At 71.2% G+C, this 16,120-nt stretch carries 16 protein-coding genes; 6 read left to right on the top strand and 10 right to left on the bottom strand.

Annotation, left to right across the window (positions count from 1 at the left end):
• Window positions 1-751: 751 nt before the first annotated feature.
• The 9 genes from ACFVU7_RS28050 to ACFVU7_RS28010 all read right to left on the bottom strand — a co-directional run bounded on the left by ACFVU7_RS28050 (window position 752) and on the right by ACFVU7_RS28010 (window position 7,672).
• Window positions 752-1,141, bottom strand: a complete 390-nt coding sequence (locus ACFVU7_RS28050) for a hypothetical protein (RefSeq protein ID WP_388047778.1) — start codon at window positions 1,139-1,141, stop codon at window positions 752-754.
• A gap of 115 nt (window positions 1,142-1,256) precedes the next feature.
• Window positions 1,257-2,999, bottom strand: coding sequence for a relaxase/mobilization nuclease domain-containing protein (locus tag ACFVU7_RS28045; protein WP_388047776.1), 1,743 nt, complete (start codon window positions 2,997-2,999; stop codon window positions 1,257-1,259).
• A complete protein-coding gene (locus tag ACFVU7_RS28040) occupies window positions 2,996-3,421 on the bottom strand; it encodes a MobC family plasmid mobilization relaxosome protein (RefSeq protein ID WP_388047774.1) in 426 nt (141 codons plus the stop codon). The genes ACFVU7_RS28045 and ACFVU7_RS28040 overlap by 4 nt, the downstream gene beginning before the upstream one ends.
• Window positions 3,422-3,600: 179 nt before the next feature.
• The gene (locus ACFVU7_RS28035) at window positions 3,601-3,888 is read right to left on the bottom strand and encodes a hypothetical protein (protein ID WP_388047772.1); all 288 of its coding nucleotides are present in this window, start codon (window positions 3,886-3,888) and stop codon (window positions 3,601-3,603) included.
• Window positions 3,889-3,907: 19 nt separating this feature from the next.
• The gene (locus ACFVU7_RS28030; RefSeq protein WP_388047770.1) at window positions 3,908-4,918 is read right to left on the bottom strand and encodes a DUF2637 domain-containing protein; all 1,011 of its coding nucleotides are present in this window, start codon (window positions 4,916-4,918) and stop codon (window positions 3,908-3,910) included.
• A complete protein-coding gene (locus ACFVU7_RS28025; RefSeq protein ID WP_388047768.1) occupies window positions 4,915-5,487 on the bottom strand; it encodes a WhiB family transcriptional regulator in 573 nt (190 codons plus the stop codon). Before ACFVU7_RS28025 ends, ACFVU7_RS28030 begins: the two co-directional genes overlap by 4 nt.
• Window positions 5,488-5,596: 109 nt before the next feature.
• A complete protein-coding gene (locus ACFVU7_RS28020) occupies window positions 5,597-6,298 on the bottom strand; it encodes an ATP-binding protein (protein WP_388047766.1) in 702 nt (233 codons plus the stop codon).
• Window positions 6,298-7,347, bottom strand: a complete 1,050-nt coding sequence (locus tag ACFVU7_RS28015; protein WP_388047765.1) for a hypothetical protein — start codon at window positions 7,345-7,347, stop codon at window positions 6,298-6,300. The genes ACFVU7_RS28020 and ACFVU7_RS28015 overlap by 1 nt, the downstream gene beginning before the upstream one ends.
• Before the next feature lies 1 nt (window position 7,348).
• A complete protein-coding gene (locus tag ACFVU7_RS28010) occupies window positions 7,349-7,672 on the bottom strand; it encodes a transcriptional regulator (protein WP_388047763.1) in 324 nt (107 codons plus the stop codon).
• Between the two features lie 897 nt (window positions 7,673-8,569).
• Here ACFVU7_RS28010 and ACFVU7_RS28005 point away from each other — a divergent pair.
• The 3 genes from ACFVU7_RS28005 (at window position 8,570) to ACFVU7_RS27995 (ending at window position 12,449) form a co-directional block, all read left to right on the top strand.
• Window positions 8,570-9,517, top strand: a complete 948-nt coding sequence (locus ACFVU7_RS28005) for a zinc-binding alcohol dehydrogenase family protein (protein ID WP_388047761.1) — start codon at window positions 8,570-8,572, stop codon at window positions 9,515-9,517.
• 109 nt (window positions 9,518-9,626) lie between these two features.
• The gene (locus ACFVU7_RS28000; protein ID WP_388047760.1) at window positions 9,627-10,481 is read left to right on the top strand and encodes an IclR family transcriptional regulator; all 855 of its coding nucleotides are present in this window, start codon (window positions 9,627-9,629) and stop codon (window positions 10,479-10,481) included.
• Between the two features lie 834 nt (window positions 10,482-11,315).
• A complete protein-coding gene (locus ACFVU7_RS27995; RefSeq protein WP_388047758.1) occupies window positions 11,316-12,449 on the top strand; it encodes a prolyl oligopeptidase family serine peptidase in 1,134 nt (377 codons plus the stop codon).
• Here ACFVU7_RS27995 and ACFVU7_RS27990 read toward each other — a convergent pair.
• Complete coding sequence (locus tag ACFVU7_RS27990) at window positions 12,427-13,761, bottom strand: helix-turn-helix domain-containing protein (RefSeq protein WP_388047757.1); 1,335 nt, start codon at window positions 13,759-13,761, stop codon at window positions 12,427-12,429. The genes ACFVU7_RS27995 and ACFVU7_RS27990 overlap by 23 nt on opposite strands.
• Before the next feature lie 410 nt (window positions 13,762-14,171).
• Between ACFVU7_RS27990 and queC the strand changes: the two genes are divergently transcribed.
• From queC to ACFVU7_RS27975, 3 genes are read left to right on the top strand one after another with little or no spacing between them, the layout of a single operon-like run.
• Complete coding sequence (gene queC, locus ACFVU7_RS27985; RefSeq protein ID WP_388047755.1) at window positions 14,172-14,882, top strand: 7-cyano-7-deazaguanine synthase QueC; 711 nt, start codon at window positions 14,172-14,174, stop codon at window positions 14,880-14,882.
• Window positions 14,879-15,280, top strand: a complete 402-nt coding sequence (locus ACFVU7_RS27980; protein ID WP_388047754.1) for a 6-pyruvoyl tetrahydropterin synthase family protein — start codon at window positions 14,879-14,881, stop codon at window positions 15,278-15,280. Before queC ends, ACFVU7_RS27980 begins: the two co-directional genes overlap by 4 nt.
• Before the next feature lie 2 nt (window positions 15,281-15,282).
• Window positions 15,283-15,990, top strand: a complete 708-nt coding sequence (locus ACFVU7_RS27975) for a 7-carboxy-7-deazaguanine synthase QueE (RefSeq protein ID WP_387828673.1) — start codon at window positions 15,283-15,285, stop codon at window positions 15,988-15,990.
• The last annotated feature ends 130 nt before the right edge of the window (window positions 15,991-16,120 follow it).

Raw genomic sequence — 16,120 nt, 5'->3', positions numbered from 1 at the left:
GGCGGCCTCGCTCGGTGTGGTCGCACGGCCGATCTGGGCCAGTAGTGCTGGGGCGGAGGCTCCTACGGTCACCGCTGCGTAGATACCGGTGACCTCGGTGTGGAGCAGCCACCCGGCTGCACCTCCCAGCAGCACGCGCACCAGCGCGGCAAGTGAGTCCGCAAGTGGATCGACGAACTTGCCGAGCGGTGGGAGCGGTGTCTCTGAAGACCGTGCCGCGTGTCGAGCCCCTTGCCAGCTATGTAAACGTCCGTAGGTGACGACCGCTTCGGCGATCAGTCCTCCGCCCGCACCGAAGGCCCCAGCCTCGATCCACGTCAGCATCAATCCGTCCCCAGTCGACCGCAAGTCGCAGTGTCTGATGAGGAGTTAGCGTACCCCTACGACATGGACGCGCCGAGGGCACAACTGGCGGTGCGACCCCCAGAAATTGGCGCGCACCTGCCCGGTGCCTCCTGTCGGCCCGGACTGGCGGGCCGACAGCTGCGCTGACAGCCGATTCCAAGACCGACCGGGGAAGCCGCCAAGCTGACCAGCTACCTCTGAAAATGGCCACCACCGGTGGAAGTCTCAGCTAGCGGCTGCACCGGACCATCCACAAAGCACATCGCCTGTTGCATCCGGCGCAACTTCGTTGCATCGGATAGGCGGTACAGGTCAACGGCCCCAGCCGGGGTGTGGGCTGGATCCCGCCCCCGACTGAACTGCACGTCAGCCGCATGTCGAATTGTTGCAAATGCAATTCGACCCGTTACTCCAGGTAGAGCCCTGCGAAGAGCCCATCGAAGCCCAGCACGGCGCGGGCCTCGTCGAGGGTGCGGTAGTGCGTCCAGGTAGGGTCGGCGATCATCGCGTCGAAGTCCCGGCGGGTGATCTCCGCCTCCAGCCACTCCGTGCCGCAGCGGCAGCCGATCCAGACGTGGCGGCGGTGGTTGATCAGCAGCCAGTCCCGGCGCGCTCGGCAGGTGGGGCAGATGACGGGCATTCCGCGGAGCGCCAGTTCGGCGGGGCACTTCACGAGGCGCACCGCGTTCGGGCCGCTCGGGGGTCGGCTGTCGTACTCCAGCTGCAGGAAGGGGTCGGAGGCGGCCGGGGTGGTGGTCGGGTTCGGGGTGGTGGTGCGCTCGTCGGTTCTGGTCACGGGCTCTCCGTTCGGTACTTGGGTACTTGCGTAACACCTGGTGGGACCGGGTGTCGAGGGGTTTGTGCCCGCCGTACCCGGCGAGCTGGGCCGGTTGTTCGCCGAGCCGGTGGGGTTAGCGGCGCGGGGTCGGACGGTGCGGGTCGGTTGCGGGCTGGGCCGGTGTCAGCGGGGCGGGGCGCTGTGTGGTCCGGACCGGATTCGTGCCGTTCCTGGTAGCTGCCGGAGACAGGTGCAGGGGCTCAGGGCTCGCAGGAAGGTCGGCGATGCGGCGGATGCGCCAGACCAGGACGCCGTCGCGGCTGTGGGCGGTGTCGAGTTCGCGCCAGGAGGAGGCTTCCTCCAGGAGGGCCTTCGGGTCGTGGCCGGCCTTCTCGGCTTCGGCGAGGACCGCGGCCAGGGCGTCGCGGACCGGTGCCGACGGCGGCCGGTCGCTGTCGAGGACGGCGTGGATGGTGGTGTCGTGGCGGCGGCGGTCGGCCTCCGGCAGGGCTCGGCCTGCCTCGCGCATCGTGCGCATCGGGGTGGCGGCGGCCTGCTGGTAGGCGGTACGCAGGTGGTCGGCTGCCTGGCGGGAGGCGGCAACCTGCTGGGCGTGGCCGCGGGCGGAGTGCCAGCGGGCGGCGGCGAGGGTGACCAGGACAAGGGTGGAAAGGACCATGGCAGTGGCGCCGCCGTCCTCGCCCCGGCCGAGCGCGCTGCCGGCCTGGACGATGCCGCGGGCGGCGGAGCGCAGGGCGCGGATGTCGGCGGTCTCGGCGCGGACGTGGCTGCGGGTGGCACGTTCGAAGGCGCGGGCGGCTTCTCGGAGTTCGGTGCGGGTGGCGGCCGGGGAGGTCTGGGCGAGGGCGTCGAGGAGTTCGCCGGCGCCGGTGAGTTGGGCGGCGGCTTCGTCGTCGTCCTGGTCGAGGGCGGCGAGGGTGCGCTCGGCGATGCCGGCAGCATCCCGGCGGCGGCGGGCGGGAGCGGAGCGGTCAGCGCGGGCCGGGCGGTCGGCCGGCTCCGGGATTCCGCTGGCGGGTGCGGCGTCGAGGCGGCGGCGGATTCGGGGCAGGGAGAGGTCGGGGGCGAGCTTGGACCCGGGGAACCAGATGGGCTCGCCGGTGCGGTTGCGGTCGCCGGGCAGGGCGACGTTGTAGCCGAGGATGTCGCCGGAGGGGGCGTGGCGCAGCTTCACTCGCAGGCCGGCTTCGCGTAGGCGGGTGAAGAACTCCTGCTCGTTGTCGGCTCCGGCGACGGCTTGGCGGACGGCTTCGCGCAGGGTTTCGCGTGGGGGCTCGGTGCGGCCGGTGCGTTCGGCCTTGAAGTGCTCCTGGCTGGTGGGGTTCTTTGCGGCGGTGCCGTCGCCGGGGTTGAGTTGGCGCAGGCCGTACTCCTTCTCGATGAGGCGGGCCTCGGCCTGGGCCTTGCGCTTGTCGTAGCTGAGGCCGGCGAGGCGGCCGTCCTGGCGGACGAGGGTGGCGGCGATGTGGATGTGGTCGTCGGCGTGGCGGACGGCGACCCAGCGGCAGGCGGTGGTGTCGCCTTCGGGGGCGATGCCGGTGGCGTGGACGATGCGCCGGGCGATGGTGGCCCACTCGGCGTCGTCGAGGTGCCGGTCACCGGGGGCGGTGCGCAGTGAGCAGTGCCAGATCCTGGTGGCCGGTGCCTGCTGGCCGAGGGCCTTGACCGGCTGGTCGAGTTGGTTGGCGAGCTTGGCGACCTGCTGGCGCTCCGGGTTGGCACCCGGGTCCGGGGCGAAGCCGTTCCAGGAGGCGACGAGGTGCTGGTCCGTGTGCTCTTCGTGTTTGCCGGGGCCGAAGAGGTAGTCGATGAGGGGGAAGGCACGGTCGGTTCCAGTGCGGATCTTGGGGATCACCGGCGGATGAGCCAGTCGACGGCGTCGTCGACCGCTTCGATGGAGGCTTCGACGCGGGCCAGGAGCTGCCGAAGCTCGGTACCTGGCTGGCCGCCGGCGTTCACGTAGTGGGCGAGCTGGTTGAGGTTGTTGCCGACGGCGCCGAGCTGGCGGTTGGACTCCATGAGTTCCTGGATGCCGCGTCGGTAGTCGGCGACGGCGGCGCTGGGGTCGGTGCTGGCGGCGGCGGCCACGGCGGCGGCAGCGGTGTAGCCGCCGGGGGCGAGGTCGGCTCGGGCGGCGGCGTGCTGGAGGAGGGACCACTCGGGGTCGCTGAATCGGGGGCAGATGCGGTTGGTGCGCGGCACGCTCTGGCGAAGGCGTCGGCGCGGGGCGGGGCGTGCGGCGGTCGGCTGCTGCTCGTCCTCCCCCTTGGTCGGCACCCCTGGGCCGACTCCCCGGTCGGCGGCAGGCCCCCCTGGGTCTGTCGCCGACCGGGGTGCCTGCGCTCCGTTCGGGGCGCAGGCGGGGTAAGGACTCCTTACCCCACAACTTGCTCCGCCAGGAGCCGTGTTGGGGTCATGCTTCTGTCCCTGCGTGGTGCTGTCCTGGCCTCGCTCGGTCATCGGCCGGCCTCGGTTTCGCGCTGGCGGATGTCGAGGAGGAGGTCCTCGATGAAGTCGAGGGCGAGGACGGGGTGGTGGAGGGTCCAGCGGACAGGGTGCCGACCTCGCTGAACGCTGCGAATGCCATCCGGGCCGGTTTCGACGCGGTGGAGGTGGCCTCGCTGGTGCAGGACGGCGAGCCAGGAGTCCGCCTCGGCCCAGGTGGCGGGGGTGGTGCGCATGATGGGGTGCTCCCGTTCGGCGGTGGCGCGGGTGGTGACCGCCAGGGTGACCTCATCGGTCACCCCGGCAGTCGGGTGTCGGTCAGTTCCGGCCGGCGGTGACCGGCTGACCGTGCTGTTCGCGCAGCTGGGCCATCAGGTGCGTCAGGGTCGCGCTGGACAGCGGTATCTGCTGACCTCGGATCGCCTCGGCGACCACCCGGCGGGTCAGCTTGTCCTCCTCCCTGACCGCCTGCCGGGCGATCTTCAGCAGGTCCTCGGTGTCCAGATCGGGGCGTCGGCCACCGTCCCGGTCGGTGACCGACGCAGCGGTGACCGGCTGACCGTTGGCCTCGGCGAGGCTGACCTGCGGGGCGGTGACCGGCAGCCGGTCGGCCGGTCGGTCAGTGACCGCCCGGGCGGTGTCCTGGTGACCGCTCAGGCCAGAGGGCTTGGTCAGGCTGACCGCGCTGACCGGGGTCAGCTGCGGCCTCGGGGTCGAGGCGGTGACCGGGCGGCTGACCGGCTGACCAAGAGCGGGGTCGCCGCCGCTGTCCTGGCCGACGGTCAGCGCGGCCCGCTGCTCGGTCAGTGTGGCCTCCCCGCTGGCGACCTGACCGGGGTCAGCCTCGACCCGCCGGTCGCCGTGACCGTCCCGGTCAGTGGGGCTGGCCGGTCCGCGGGCGATGAGGATGTAGAGGTGGACGGCGCCGGCCAGGGCGAGCGGGGCGATGGTGGACAGCACCGCGACCACCGTGTCGCCCAGCCGCAGCCCACCGGCTGCGGAGTAGAGATCGTTGAGCCGGACGGCGTGCAGGGCGTTGGCCCACAGGCTCGTCCCGGTGGCCGCGCCGAAGAGCGTCCAGACGTAGGCGCGGGCGCGCAGTGGTGCGGTGCGCAGGACGAGCAGGGCGCGGACGCCGTAGGCGATGAAGCCGTCGACGATGATCGGGAAGAGGTAGGTGAGGAGGCCCCTCACGTGGATGGCGATGGCCATCTGCTGCAGCGCGTCGTAGGAGAGCGCGCAGCCGGCGGCGCCAAGGGCGATGACGACGGCTCGGTCCCAGCCGGTGACGTGGGCCGCGGTCGGGGTGGTCGCGGTGGTGGTGCTCACGCGGCCGTCCCGAAGGCGTCGCGGACCAGCTGCTCGGTGCCGACGGCGCCGGTGACCGCCGAGGCGGTGCGGGCGGCCTCTTCGGCGATCTGCCGGTGGCGGATCACGCGGCGGGTTTCGCGGTAGAGCTTGAGGGCGTGCTCCGGGCTGATCTTGAGGAGCCAGGCGAGGCGTTCAACGGGTACGTCCTGGCGGTAGCCCGCGAGGACGACGGCGCGGCGCTCCGCCTTGGTGAGGTGGATGTCGCGTCCGGCGAGGGTGTCGTTGACGCGGCTGTGGTCGAGGCGGTCGTTGATTTTGGCGTGCAGGGGCTCGCGTTCCTCCTCGGTGAGGCCGCCGCGGATGCCGTGGGTGTCGCCGGTTTCGAGGGCGGCGTCCAGGCAGGCCCGGGCGACGGGGCACTGGGCGCACAGGGCCTTGGCGGTGGCGATCCTGTCGGCGTCCTCCGGCCCGGGGAAGAAGGTCTCCGGGTCGACGGGGTTGTACTCGGTCGGGGTGCAGACGGCCTGGTCCTGCCAGGTGTGGTCGCCGAGGGCACGGTGGCGGGCGGGACGGCTCGTGGTGGTCATGCGGGGTTGCTCCGATCGCTCTCCGCGCGAGGTCGGCGTCGGCGGGGAGGTGCGCTGGGTCGGTGAAGGTCGGGTGGCTCTCCGTGGGGCGGCCGGGCGCGGCAGCAGCTCAGGCGGCGCGCTGGAGCCGTCTGTGGTCGACCGGCTCGAAGGCGACCCGGGTGGTCATCTGGGCGAGCCGGGAGGTGACGCGGTCACCGAGGCAGGTGCGGAGGTCCTTGATCGGCAGGTTGGTGGTGATCAGGGTCGGGAGCAGGTTGTTGTAGCGGCGGTTGATCAGCCGGTAGGTCTGCTCCTCGACGAACTCCGAGCCCTTGGCGGCACCCAGGTCGTCGAGGATCAGCAGCGGCACCCGGCTGTAGGCCGCGAGCGTCCGCTCGGAGTCGGTTCCAGTGCTGGGGCGGAGTTCGGCGTAGAGGTCAGCGGCGGTGGTGGCGCGCCAGCGCACACCGATGCCGGCCTCGACCAGGCGGCGTACGGCGCCGTACGCCTCGTGGGTCTTGCCCGCGCCGACCACTCCGGCCATCAGCAGGCTGGGGCCGGTGGTGACCTGGCGGCGGGCGCCGAGGCTGGGGGCGACGGCCTGGGCGGCGACCTGCCGTACCCAGGCGAGGACCTGCGGGTTCGTGGCAACCGCGTCGCGGTAGCGCGGCGGCAGCCCTGCGGACAGGGCCTCCTCCGGCGAGTACGGCTCGTCCGGGAGGGCGTCAACCGCCTGCTGGTCGATGCCACGGGCGGCGAGGATGCGGGCCATCCGGTCGAGCACCGAAGGGGCGTCGGCGAGGGTCTGCGGGTCGCGGTGGGTGCGCATCACAGCTCCTCGGCGTAGGCGGCGACGGCGTCGACCGGGTTGGTCCACGCCTGGTGAGCGGGCACGTTAGGCCGGATTCCCGGCCGCGCCAAACCGGCGCCTCGTGCGTTCATGGCGTCGTTGACCAGGCTCGGCAGCCGGGAGGGGTGGCCCTGGATCTCCGCGAAGCGCCGCAGCCCGGCGCGGACGTGCTCGGCGGCGATGCCCTCGTCCAGCAGGGTCTTGACGACCTTGCCGAGGTGGCCGATCACGCTGCCCGGCGGACGCTCGGCGCAGACGGCGACGTACTCGCCGACCAACTGGCCGCCCGAGACCGTGTCCGCGTCGGGCGCCTGGCGCCCCGTAGGGAAAGAAGATCCAGGATCCAAGATCCTAGATCCAGGCGCCGAGCCCTCGTCGAGGCTTCGGCGAACCTTCGGGGAGGTTTCGCCGATTGCCGTCTGACCTGCGGTTTTACGGGGGGCCGGGACCGGCTTGCGCTCGGCGTCGATCGCCGGGTCCGTCGCCCCGGCAGCGACGGGAGCCGTCGGCATGGCGGATGCCGGGAAGGGTTCGTTCGGCTGCGGCAGGGCTGCGGGAGGGTTCGCCGAGGTTTCGGCGAACCCCCGGGGAGCGGTCGCGGCGTCCTCGGTGGTCGTTCCCGGAGTGCTCGCGAGGGTGGCCCGCTGAATGCAGGGGCCCTTGCAGACGCCGCACCGCTCCGGCTCGCAGTGCGGGCACGCGGACAGCCGGGACAGGCTCGGCTTGTCGATCTTCTGGTGCTTGCGCCAGGTCGGGTAGTGGAAGTACTTGCGGCCGTCGCAGCCGGTGTACCTGCAGATCGCGCCGACGGCGGCGAGTTGCTGGAGGTGGCCCTCGACCTCTGCGCGGTTGATCTCGTCGCGCATCGGCCAGATGAGGCCGTAGACGATTGCCGCGTTGTCGCGGTGGCGGCCGTGGTCGTCGGCGTGGTTGGTCATGCCGAGGAAGGTGACCATCGCCGGGATGGAGACCTCGGACAGCGTTTCGGAGACCCAGGTCTCCGGCTTGACGGACCGTATTCGTGCCACGTCAGCGCCCCCGGACCGGGCTGTCCGTGCGGACGGCGAGCTGCCCGTCAGCGAGGTCGAGGAGGTGCGGGCGCGTCCAGTCTGCGTCCGGGTGGGCCCGGACGATCCACCGCGCGACGATCCTTCTGGCGACGGGGCCCAGCCGGATCGGGCGGCCGGCGGCGTCGGTGGCGCGGGCGTAGGCGTGGGGCCATTGGGTCACCGGGTCGGTGAAGCCGACGGTGACCGCGGCAGCGCCCGGGATCATGTCCGCGAGCCTGGCGGCGAGGCGTGGGCGTGCGTCCGTGTCCGGGCCGGCCAGGGTTCCGCTGGGTGCGGCGGGCATGCAATACTCCCTGCTTCGTAGGAGCGCGCGCGGCGGTCCTCGTGCGAAGAAGTCCCGCTGCGCGCGTGGTAGTGAATCGACACCCTTCGGGGTGTCGGGTCCGGCGTCCAGGAGTTGGTAGCTCCAGGACGCCGGTCTCATGTGGGGCCGCAGGACCAGCGCTCAGCCGCCCGGCCTCCCCTGGCCGCCGGCTGACCGTGCGGCGGGAGCAGCACCATAGGGGCAACGCGGCCGACAGATCCATCCCGTTGTTCGGTACGCGGTCGAGGCTCCGGCAGAGCCTGCAACGAGGCGACATCCGCCCGTGACGGTCAGTGCCCGAAGCCGGTCGCCGTTCCCAGGCCTTCGACAGCCAGGGTCACCGTACGTAGGGAATGGGCGGGCGCCCGATCTCACTCGCGGTAACTCTGCCCTTGGCCGTGACACCCGGAAACATCGGCCGGCCCGGCTCAGAATCACAGCCGGACGAAGCTGAAGCTCCATTACCTAATTCCCCATCAAACAGGCGGACCGCGATTGCGGCGACAGGGAGACATTAAGTAGCGACCCGGATACAGGTCAACAAATCAAGGGTATCTACGCGGGAAGAACGAAGACTTTTTCGGAGACTGAGAAATGATCTTCCCGCAAGGAGCAAAGCAACGCTCCGCAAGCAGAGCACCCAGTTACGCGTAGCAAAATTCCCCCGCATTCTCACAGTGAGCAAGCACCCCGGGATCGCCACTCAGCGTCACGTGACGAATACCACTCGCAGATAACCTCCACTCCGACAGTGGACGTGACCCCTATATGCGCAAACAGAATCCGGCGTTCCATGGCGGGTATATTCGCTGTCCGAGCGACCCGCCAGCGGGAACTCAGCGACAATCCGACATGCAATACTTGGGGCTGATAAAGATGCGCGCAATAGCCGTCCGGGAGTTCGGAGGCCCGGAGGTCCTGGAGCCGACCGAACTGCCCGAGCCGGAGAGTCGCCCCGGACACCTTCGGCTCCGCATCCGGCTGGCCGGCGTCAACTACGCCGACGTCCACCTGCGCGAAGGCTCGTACCCCGCGCCCATGCCCGCCCCGTTCGTGCCGGGCAACGAGGTACTCGGCATCGCGGAGGACGGGCGCCGCTACATCGCGCTCAGCCGCGGTGGCGGCTACGCCGAGACCGCCGTCGTCCACCGGAAGCTCGCCTTCGAGGTGCCGGACGGCATTGCCGACCACGACGCCGTCGCCCTCACGCTCCAGGGCAACACCGCCTGGCACCTACTCTTCACCGACCTGAGGGTCACCGCCGGGGACACCGTCCTCGTCCCGGCCGCGGCGGGCGGCGTCGGCTCGCTCGCCGTCCAGCTCGCCAAGCACGTCGGCGCCAAGGTCGTCGCCATGGCCTCCAGCGCGGACAAGCGACGGATCGCCACGGGACTGGGCGCGGACGCCGTCGTCGACTCCTCCACCACCGAGGGCCTCACCGAGCGGATCCTCGACGCCGCCGGCGGCCACGTCACCGCCGCGATGGAGATGACCGGCGGCGACGTCGTCCACGCCACCCTCGCCGCCCTCACCCCGCGCGGACGCCTCGCCGTCTTCGGCTCGGTGACCGGCGCGAACGGCCTCGTCCCCATCACCAGCCTCCTCGCCGGGTCGAAGGCGGTCAGCGGCTTCTGGCTGCCGAACCTCTACCCCTCCCGCACCCACCTCAACGACTCGATGTCCGCGCTGTTCACAGCGGTCACCGAAGGCTGGATCAAGCCGCTCAACGGCCCGGTGTACAAGCTCGGCCAGGCCCGCCAGGCCCACCACGACCTCGCCGCCCGCCGCACCACCGGCAAGATCGTCCTTGACGTCGACCGCTGACCGGCCGCCCGCCCGGTCCTCCTTCCCTGCGCCCGCCTCCGGCGGGTTACCGCGGAACGTCCCCCTCGCGTCGTCGCCGGACGACGCGACGATCCCCCGGAAGCCGAACATGACGAGCACCACCACGCCCGCTCCCGACACGGTGTCCAAGCAGCGCCAGGAGGACGCACCGAGCAAGCCGCCGTCCTCGCTCGCGGCCCGCGCCTTCGCCGTCCAGCGGGCCTTCACCCAGCTCCCCGGCGAGGTGCACTCGTTGCGCGCCATCGCCGCCACCGCCGGGCTGGACGACGCCACCACCCACCGGATACTCAAGACCGGTGTCACTGACGGCGTCTTCGAGCAGATCGGCCGCGGCCGCTACCGCCTCGGGACCGGCACCGCCCGCGCCGGCGTCCAAGCCATGGCCCACTCCCCCAGCGCCGCGTCCACCCACACGATCCTCGAACGCCTCCACGCCGCCACCGGCGGCCTCGCCCTGCTCTATGTGCTCTCCCCCTTCGGCGGCGCCAAGCGCCTGTGCACCGACTACGTCATCGGCGACATCGACCCCGCCGAAGTCGGCATGTCCGCCGAGGACGTCGTCTCCGTCTCCCGCTCCCTGCGTACCGGCGCCTCCGGACGAGTCATCCTCGCCCACCTGCCCCAGACCATCCAGGACCTGGTGCTCGCCGAGGAGGTCCCGCCGACCGCCGGCCCCGGCGTGATCCGCGACAACGACGCGCTCAACGCGTCCCTCGACGAGATCCGCAGGCTCGGCTTCGGAGTCGGCCGCCAGGAGTGCATGCCCGGCTGGGACTCCGTCTCCGCCCCGGTCCTGTGGCACGACTCCATCATGGGCTCCGTCCTCCTACTCCGGCGCTCCGCCGAAATGCCCGCCGACCTGCGGCCGTTGATCTACCACACCCGCAAGGCCGCCGAGAGCATCAGCGAGCTGACCACGAGCCCGATCGCGGCCGCCATGTAGCCCACAGCCGCCGAGCCGACCCAGCGCTGCCACCCGTAAACGGAACCGGGCGGCAGCGCTGAGGTTCCCGGGAAGCCTCCCGGCCTCTCTCCGAAGTCAGACCGGGCGTCCCACCGACGTGTACCGGTCACATTGCGGCGGTGGCACTTACCGGCGTGATTCGGCAGGATCCCTTCCATGAGGTCTCAGGGCACAGGGCTGTCACCCGCGTGGGTCGCGCGGAAGGTCGTCGCGTACGACGAACTCCAGGCTGTGGCAGGCTCGCTGTGGTGGTTGCAGTCCGACCCCGATCACGGCGGGGTCCGGCGCGTGATGTGTTCGGAGGGCTCCGGCAACGCCTTCGCGGTGACGCCATCCGACTTCTCAGTCGGGGGTGAGCTCCACGCCTACGGCGGCGGCAGCTTCGCCGTGGTGGAGGACGCGGTGTGGTACGTCGGTGACGGCGGCTCCCTCTTCCGTCAACCGCTCGGCCGCGCGCCGGACAGGATCCTGCCCGTCCGTGGCTCCGAGCACTACGGCGACCTCACTCCTGGCCCGGACGGCAGCGTGTTCGCGGTCCGTGGTGACGGAGCTGCGGACGAGATCGTCGCGGTGACTCCGGCCGGAGACGTTCAGATCCTGGTTCGCTCCTCCGAGTTCCTCTCCTGTCCCCGGCTCGCCCGGGACGCCCTGGCGTACCTGGAGTGGAGCCGGAACCAGATGCCTTGGGACAGCTGCCGCCTCCTGCTGGCCGACATCCGTTCCGGCCGCCCCGGGGCGGGTGACGCCGTGGCGGGCAGTTCCTCGGAGTCCGTGGTCCAGCCGTCCTGGGGGCCGGACGGGTCGCTGTACTTCATGTCCGACCGAACGGGTTGGTGGAACCTTTACCGGCTTCGCGACGACACGGTGACGCCGGTCCTGCCCATCGATGCGGACTGCGCGCCGGCGCCCTGGGAAGCGGGCTATCAGTCCTACGGATTCGCCCCCGACGGCACCATCGTGCTGACCGTCCTGAACGGGTTCTCCGCCGAACTCGTCGCCGTCGATCCCTCCGGCGGTCGGCGCCGGCTCGGCCCGAACCTTACCTCGGTGAAGCCGTACATCGCGGTCGACGAAGGCCGGCTCGCCGTGATCGGCTCCTCCCCGTCGTCCGCCCCCGGGCTCTGGTCGCTCGACCTCGCAGCACAAGCCGACGCCCCGGCCATCCCGGTGGGCACCCGGTCAGGGGCCGTTCCGCCATGGGCGCCTGTCCCACCGTCGATCGACACTGCACGGGGTGCGGACGGGCCTGTGTATTTTCTGCTGCACCGGCCGGCGGGAATAGCGGCGCCAGTGCCGCTTCTGGTGCGGGCGCACCCCGGTCCGACAGACGATGTGCCCCTGCGGCTGGACTGGACGACCCAGTTCTTCGTCAGCCACGGCTTCGCCGTCGCCGAGGTCCTCTACCGGGGCAGCACCGGCCTGGGTCGCGCGTTCCGGCAGGTGCTGCACGGCCATTGGGGCGAGTACGACGTCGAGGACTGCGCCGCGGCGGCCGAGCACCTGCGTTCGACCGGCGTGGCACTGCCCGGGGCGATGTTCATCAGCGGCGCGAGCGCCGGCGGGTACACGGCTCTCCAGGCGGCGAGTCGTCCCGAGCCGTTCGCCGGCGCGACGGCCACCTCGGCGATCATCGACCCCGCTCGGTGGGAGCTGTCCGTCCCGGAGTTCCAGCGCCCCCACGCGGCCGCTCTTCGCGGGCCTGCGGGCTCGGCGACGCCGGAACGGATCCGTTGTCCCGTGCTGGTAATCCACGGCACCGCCGACACGATCACGTCCGCCGCGGAGGCGATGCAGTTCGCGCAGGACCTGGCCGCCCTCGGCGGTGACCACGACAGCCTGCTGCTGGAGGACGGCGACCACTACCTGTCGGCGCCCGCCGCTCGGGAACAGGCCCTCCGCGCCGAACTCGACTTCTACCGCCGCCTCATGACCCGCCCGAGAGCTTGACGGCCATGTCGTCGGCCTCGGGTAGCACGGCCCGGGCGAACTCGCACAGCTCCCGGGCCGGGGCGTAGTCGGCATGGACCCGCAGGTCGGCCAGGACGCCGGCCACCCGCTCGACGCACCGGCCTGACCCCGTCCTGGCCGCATAGGCGACGGCGTCCCGGCCTGCCGCGCACGCCCGGTCGAGGTCCCCGGTGCGCAACCAGGTGGCGGCGAGCAGAGCGGCGTCGATCGCCCGCCGGCGGACCCTGTCCTCCCCCACTCCGCTGAGCGCCTCGGCGAGTTGGTTCCTCGCGGCCGGGGCGCGACCGAGGTCGTGGAGGCAGTGGGCCACCTCGTCCGCGAGGTAGGCGTGGTTGAAGTAACGGATCCAGGTGGGCTCGTCCTGGTGGTCAACGGTGTCGAGCAGCTTCTCGGCCTGGATGATCAGCTCGGTCGCCTCGGCCTCGCGGCGCATCCTGGCGTTCGCGCGGGCCACGACGGCGGTGATGGCGGCCCGGGTTGCCGGGCTCGCGGCGGTCCCGGCCGCGGCCTGGGCCGAGGCTGCCCAGCGCAGGGCGGTCTCCGGCTCTCCGCAGTGGAGCGCGAGGTGCCCGAGGTTCACCGCCACGAGGTAGGCGCTGTACGCCTGATCGTTGGTCACGGCCGTCAGGGTGAGCGCGCGCCGGTAGTAGGCCTGGGCCTGGTCGGGGCTTCCGGTGTCGACGGCCTGGTATCCGGCGAGCTCGCAGAATCCTGCTGTGAGCCCCGCCCGCCGACGAGCGATCGACTCGTCCGCGACCGGGCGGCGGAGAAGTGCTTCGAGTTCGTTGTCGATGTAGCAGCTGACCTGTCGCTGGTACTGCCGAGCCCCGTGTGTGTGGTCGAGCTGACGGAACAGGTCGAGCATTCCCTCGGCGGCGCCGAGGTCGGATTCGGTCACCGGCAGCACCAACGTGGTCGCTTCGGTCGGTGAGCTGATGGAGAGCCAGTCGACGACCAGACCGCTCACCTGTGCCAAGGTCGACCGTACGGGCGTCACCTTCTGCTCGCCCCGGCTGTGTTGGTTCGCCGCTTGTGCTCGGCCGTCGCCCTTCTCCGGAACAGCGGCCGGCGCGCCGACCGCATCCGATCCTCCAGGGAGCAGGGAACGCAACTCGGTCGCGGAGACCTTCAGCAACCTCGCGAGCTTCGGCATCTGCCACGGTTGCGGCGTCGCCGTGCCCTTCTCCCAGCGGTGGACGGTTGTGCGGTCGACGTCCATCAGCGCGGCCAACTGCTCCTGGGTGTAGCCGGCGGCCCTGCGCTGCACGGCGAGCCGTCCCCATCGTGTCATCGCGCTCTCCCCGAGAGTTCCTGGTGCGCCAACTGTGCAGGTCATCAGCGCCTTTTCAACATCACTGCCGCACGTTGCCACAAGTCTGCACTGTTCCACCGGGCTTGGCAGGTGCTTCCGTATGAGCCCCCAAGGATTTCGCACCTTGGATCGGGGTCCTCCCTACGCACTGCCGCAGAGCCGGACGCACGTGGGCGTCGGCACGCTCTCCGGCCGTGCTCGGGTGGCGCCCTCGTCAAGCTCGACAGCTTTCCAGGCAAGGAAACCGATGACCACGACCGGTCTGAGCCCGTCCGTGAGTTGTCGGCCCGCTCGCCGGGCCCGTCACGGACGCACGGTGACCGGACGCACGGTGTCCCGGACTCACTCCGACCTCCGACAGCGGAGGACTACAAGAAAGACGTATGGAGATGACTGAACACGCTCCCCCGCAGCACGCGGTGGTGATCGCCTCCGGTGGGCTGGACAGCACCACCGTTGCCTACTGGCTCGCCGACAGCGGCAGCCGGCTCACGCTGCTCTCCTTCGACTACGGGCAGCGGCACCGGAAGGAACTCGATTTCGCGCGCCAGGCCGCCGACCGCCTGAACGCCCGCCACGAGGTGGTGGACCTGAGCGGTCTCGGCCGCCTGCTGTCGGGCTCGGCACTGACGGACCCGGCCGTCGAAGTGCCCGACGGCCACTACACCGCCGAGAGCATGCGCAGCACCGTGGTGCCGAACCGGAACGCGATCATGCTCTCGGTCGCGGTGGGTACGGCGGTCGCCGCGGGGGCGGACGCGGTGGCGTTCGGCGCCCACGCCGGCGACCACGCCGTCTACCCGGACTGCCGCAGCGAGTTCTTCGACGTGTTCGGCGAGGTCGCACGGGTCGGCAACGAGGGGTACATCGCCGAGGGCTTCCGGCTGCTGGCGCCGTTCATCGACCAGACGAAGGCGGACATTGTGCGGGTCGCCAGTCAGGTCGGTGTGCCGTTCGCGGACACCTGGTCGTGCTACCGCGGCGGCGAGCTTCATTGCGGGACGTGCGGGACGTGCACCGAGCGGATCGAGGCGTTCGCGCTCGCTGAGGTCGAGGACCCGACCGAGTACGCCGTCGCGCCCACCGGGGTGGCCCGATGAACGGGGTCGTCGTGCCCGGCCGACACCGGATCGGGAAGACGTTCCGGTTCGAGGCGGCCCACTCCCTGCCCGATCTGCCGGAGGGACACCAGTGCGCGCGGATGCACGGCCACTCCTACGCGGTGGAGTTCGTTCTCACCGCCGACCGGCTGGTGCCGCCCGGGTTCGTCACCGACTTCGGCGAGCTCGCCCCGGTGAAGAAGCTGATCGACAGCACGCTCGACCACCGGGTGCTGAACGACGTCCTGTCGGTCGCCCCGACGTCGGAGAACCTCGCCGCCTGGCTGGCCGGCTGGTTCGTGGAGCACGTGGAACCCTCGCTGCCGGGCCGGCTGGTGTCGGTGCGGGTGTCGGAAACGGCGAGCAGCTGGGCCGAGTTCGTGCTGGAGGAGCGGTGAGCGTGTCCGGGGGTGAGGTCGTCGGCGGCAGGGGTCTGCTGGTGGCGGAGTGCTTCGGGCCGACCTTCCAGGGCGAGGGTCCGAGCGTCGGGCAGCAGTCGCTGTTCGTCCGGTTGTCGCGGTGCAACCTCCACTGTCCGGGGTGCGACACCCCGGAGACGTGGGACTGGTCCCGGTTCGACCCGCGGGAGGTGTCCACGCGGCACGGCGTCGAGGATCTGGCGGCGTGGGTGATGGCCCGCTCGCCCCGGCTGGTGGTGGTCACCGGAGGTGAGCCGCTGCTCCAGCAGCCCCAGCTCATCGACCTGATGCAGTTGCTGTCGGGCCGCCGGGTGGAGGTGGAGACGAACGGCACCATCGTCCCGCGGCCGGAGCTGGTCGAGTCGGTCGCGGCGTTCAACGTGTCGCCGAAGCTGGAGGCCTTCGCCGCGCCTGGAGACCGGCGGATCGTCCCGGAGGCGCTGGAGGCATTGGCCGCCTGCGGGAAGGCCCGGTTCAAGTTCGTCGTGCACGAGGCCGGCCAGCTCGACGAAGTCGCCTCCTTGGTGGAGGAGTTCTCGCTTCCCGACGTGTGGGTCATGCCGGAGGGAGCGAACAGCGCGGTGGTCCTGCGCACGATGCGGGAGCTGGCGGACGAGGTTCTGGGGCGGGGCTGGAACCTGACGCCGCGGCTGCACACGCTGCTCTGGGAGGCCGAACGTGGCCGGTGAGAGCAGCGAAGCACCTGGACGGCGCGGTCGTTCCGGCTCCCCGAGGCCGCGCGTGTTGGGTAGCGGCCAAGTATGCGGTGCAGTGGGGAGCGGGATCCTGCATGCCGTCCAGGCACGACCTACTATAGCC

This window comes from Kitasatospora sp. NPDC058046, assembly GCF_042885595.1.
Taxonomy (GTDB): domain Bacteria; phylum Actinomycetota; class Actinomycetes; order Streptomycetales; family Streptomycetaceae; genus Kitasatospora.
This window is presented reverse-complemented; position numbering and strand designations above follow the sequence as displayed.

Bases quoted from the DNA above. Each gene is read 5' to 3' on its own strand.
- ACFVU7_RS28025 (WP_388047768.1), bottom strand. From the start codon at position 5,487: ATGACCACCACGAGCCGTCCCGCCCGCCACCGTGCCCTCGGCGACCAC.
- ACFVU7_RS28020 (WP_388047766.1), bottom strand. From the start codon at position 6,298: ATGCGCACCCACCGCGACCCGCAGACCCTCGCCGACGCCCCTTCGGTG.
- ACFVU7_RS28010 (WP_388047763.1), bottom strand. From the start codon at position 7,672: ATGCCCGCCGCACCCAGCGGAACCCTGGCCGGCCCGGACACGGACGCA.
- ACFVU7_RS28005 (WP_388047761.1), top strand. From the start codon at position 8,570: ATGCGCGCAATAGCCGTCCGGGAGTTCGGAGGCCCGGAGGTCCTGGAG.
- ACFVU7_RS28000 (WP_388047760.1), top strand. From the start codon at position 9,627: ATGACGAGCACCACCACGCCCGCTCCCGACACGGTGTCCAAGCAGCGC.
- ACFVU7_RS27995 (WP_388047758.1), top strand. From the start codon at position 11,316: ATGTCCGACCGAACGGGTTGGTGGAACCTTTACCGGCTTCGCGACGAC.
- ACFVU7_RS27990 (WP_388047757.1), bottom strand. From the start codon at position 13,761: ATGACACGATGGGGACGGCTCGCCGTGCAGCGCAGGGCCGCCGGCTAC.
- queC (WP_388047755.1), top strand. From the start codon at position 14,172: ATGACTGAACACGCTCCCCCGCAGCACGCGGTGGTGATCGCCTCCGGT.
- ACFVU7_RS27980 (WP_388047754.1), top strand. From the start codon at position 14,879: ATGAACGGGGTCGTCGTGCCCGGCCGACACCGGATCGGGAAGACGTTC.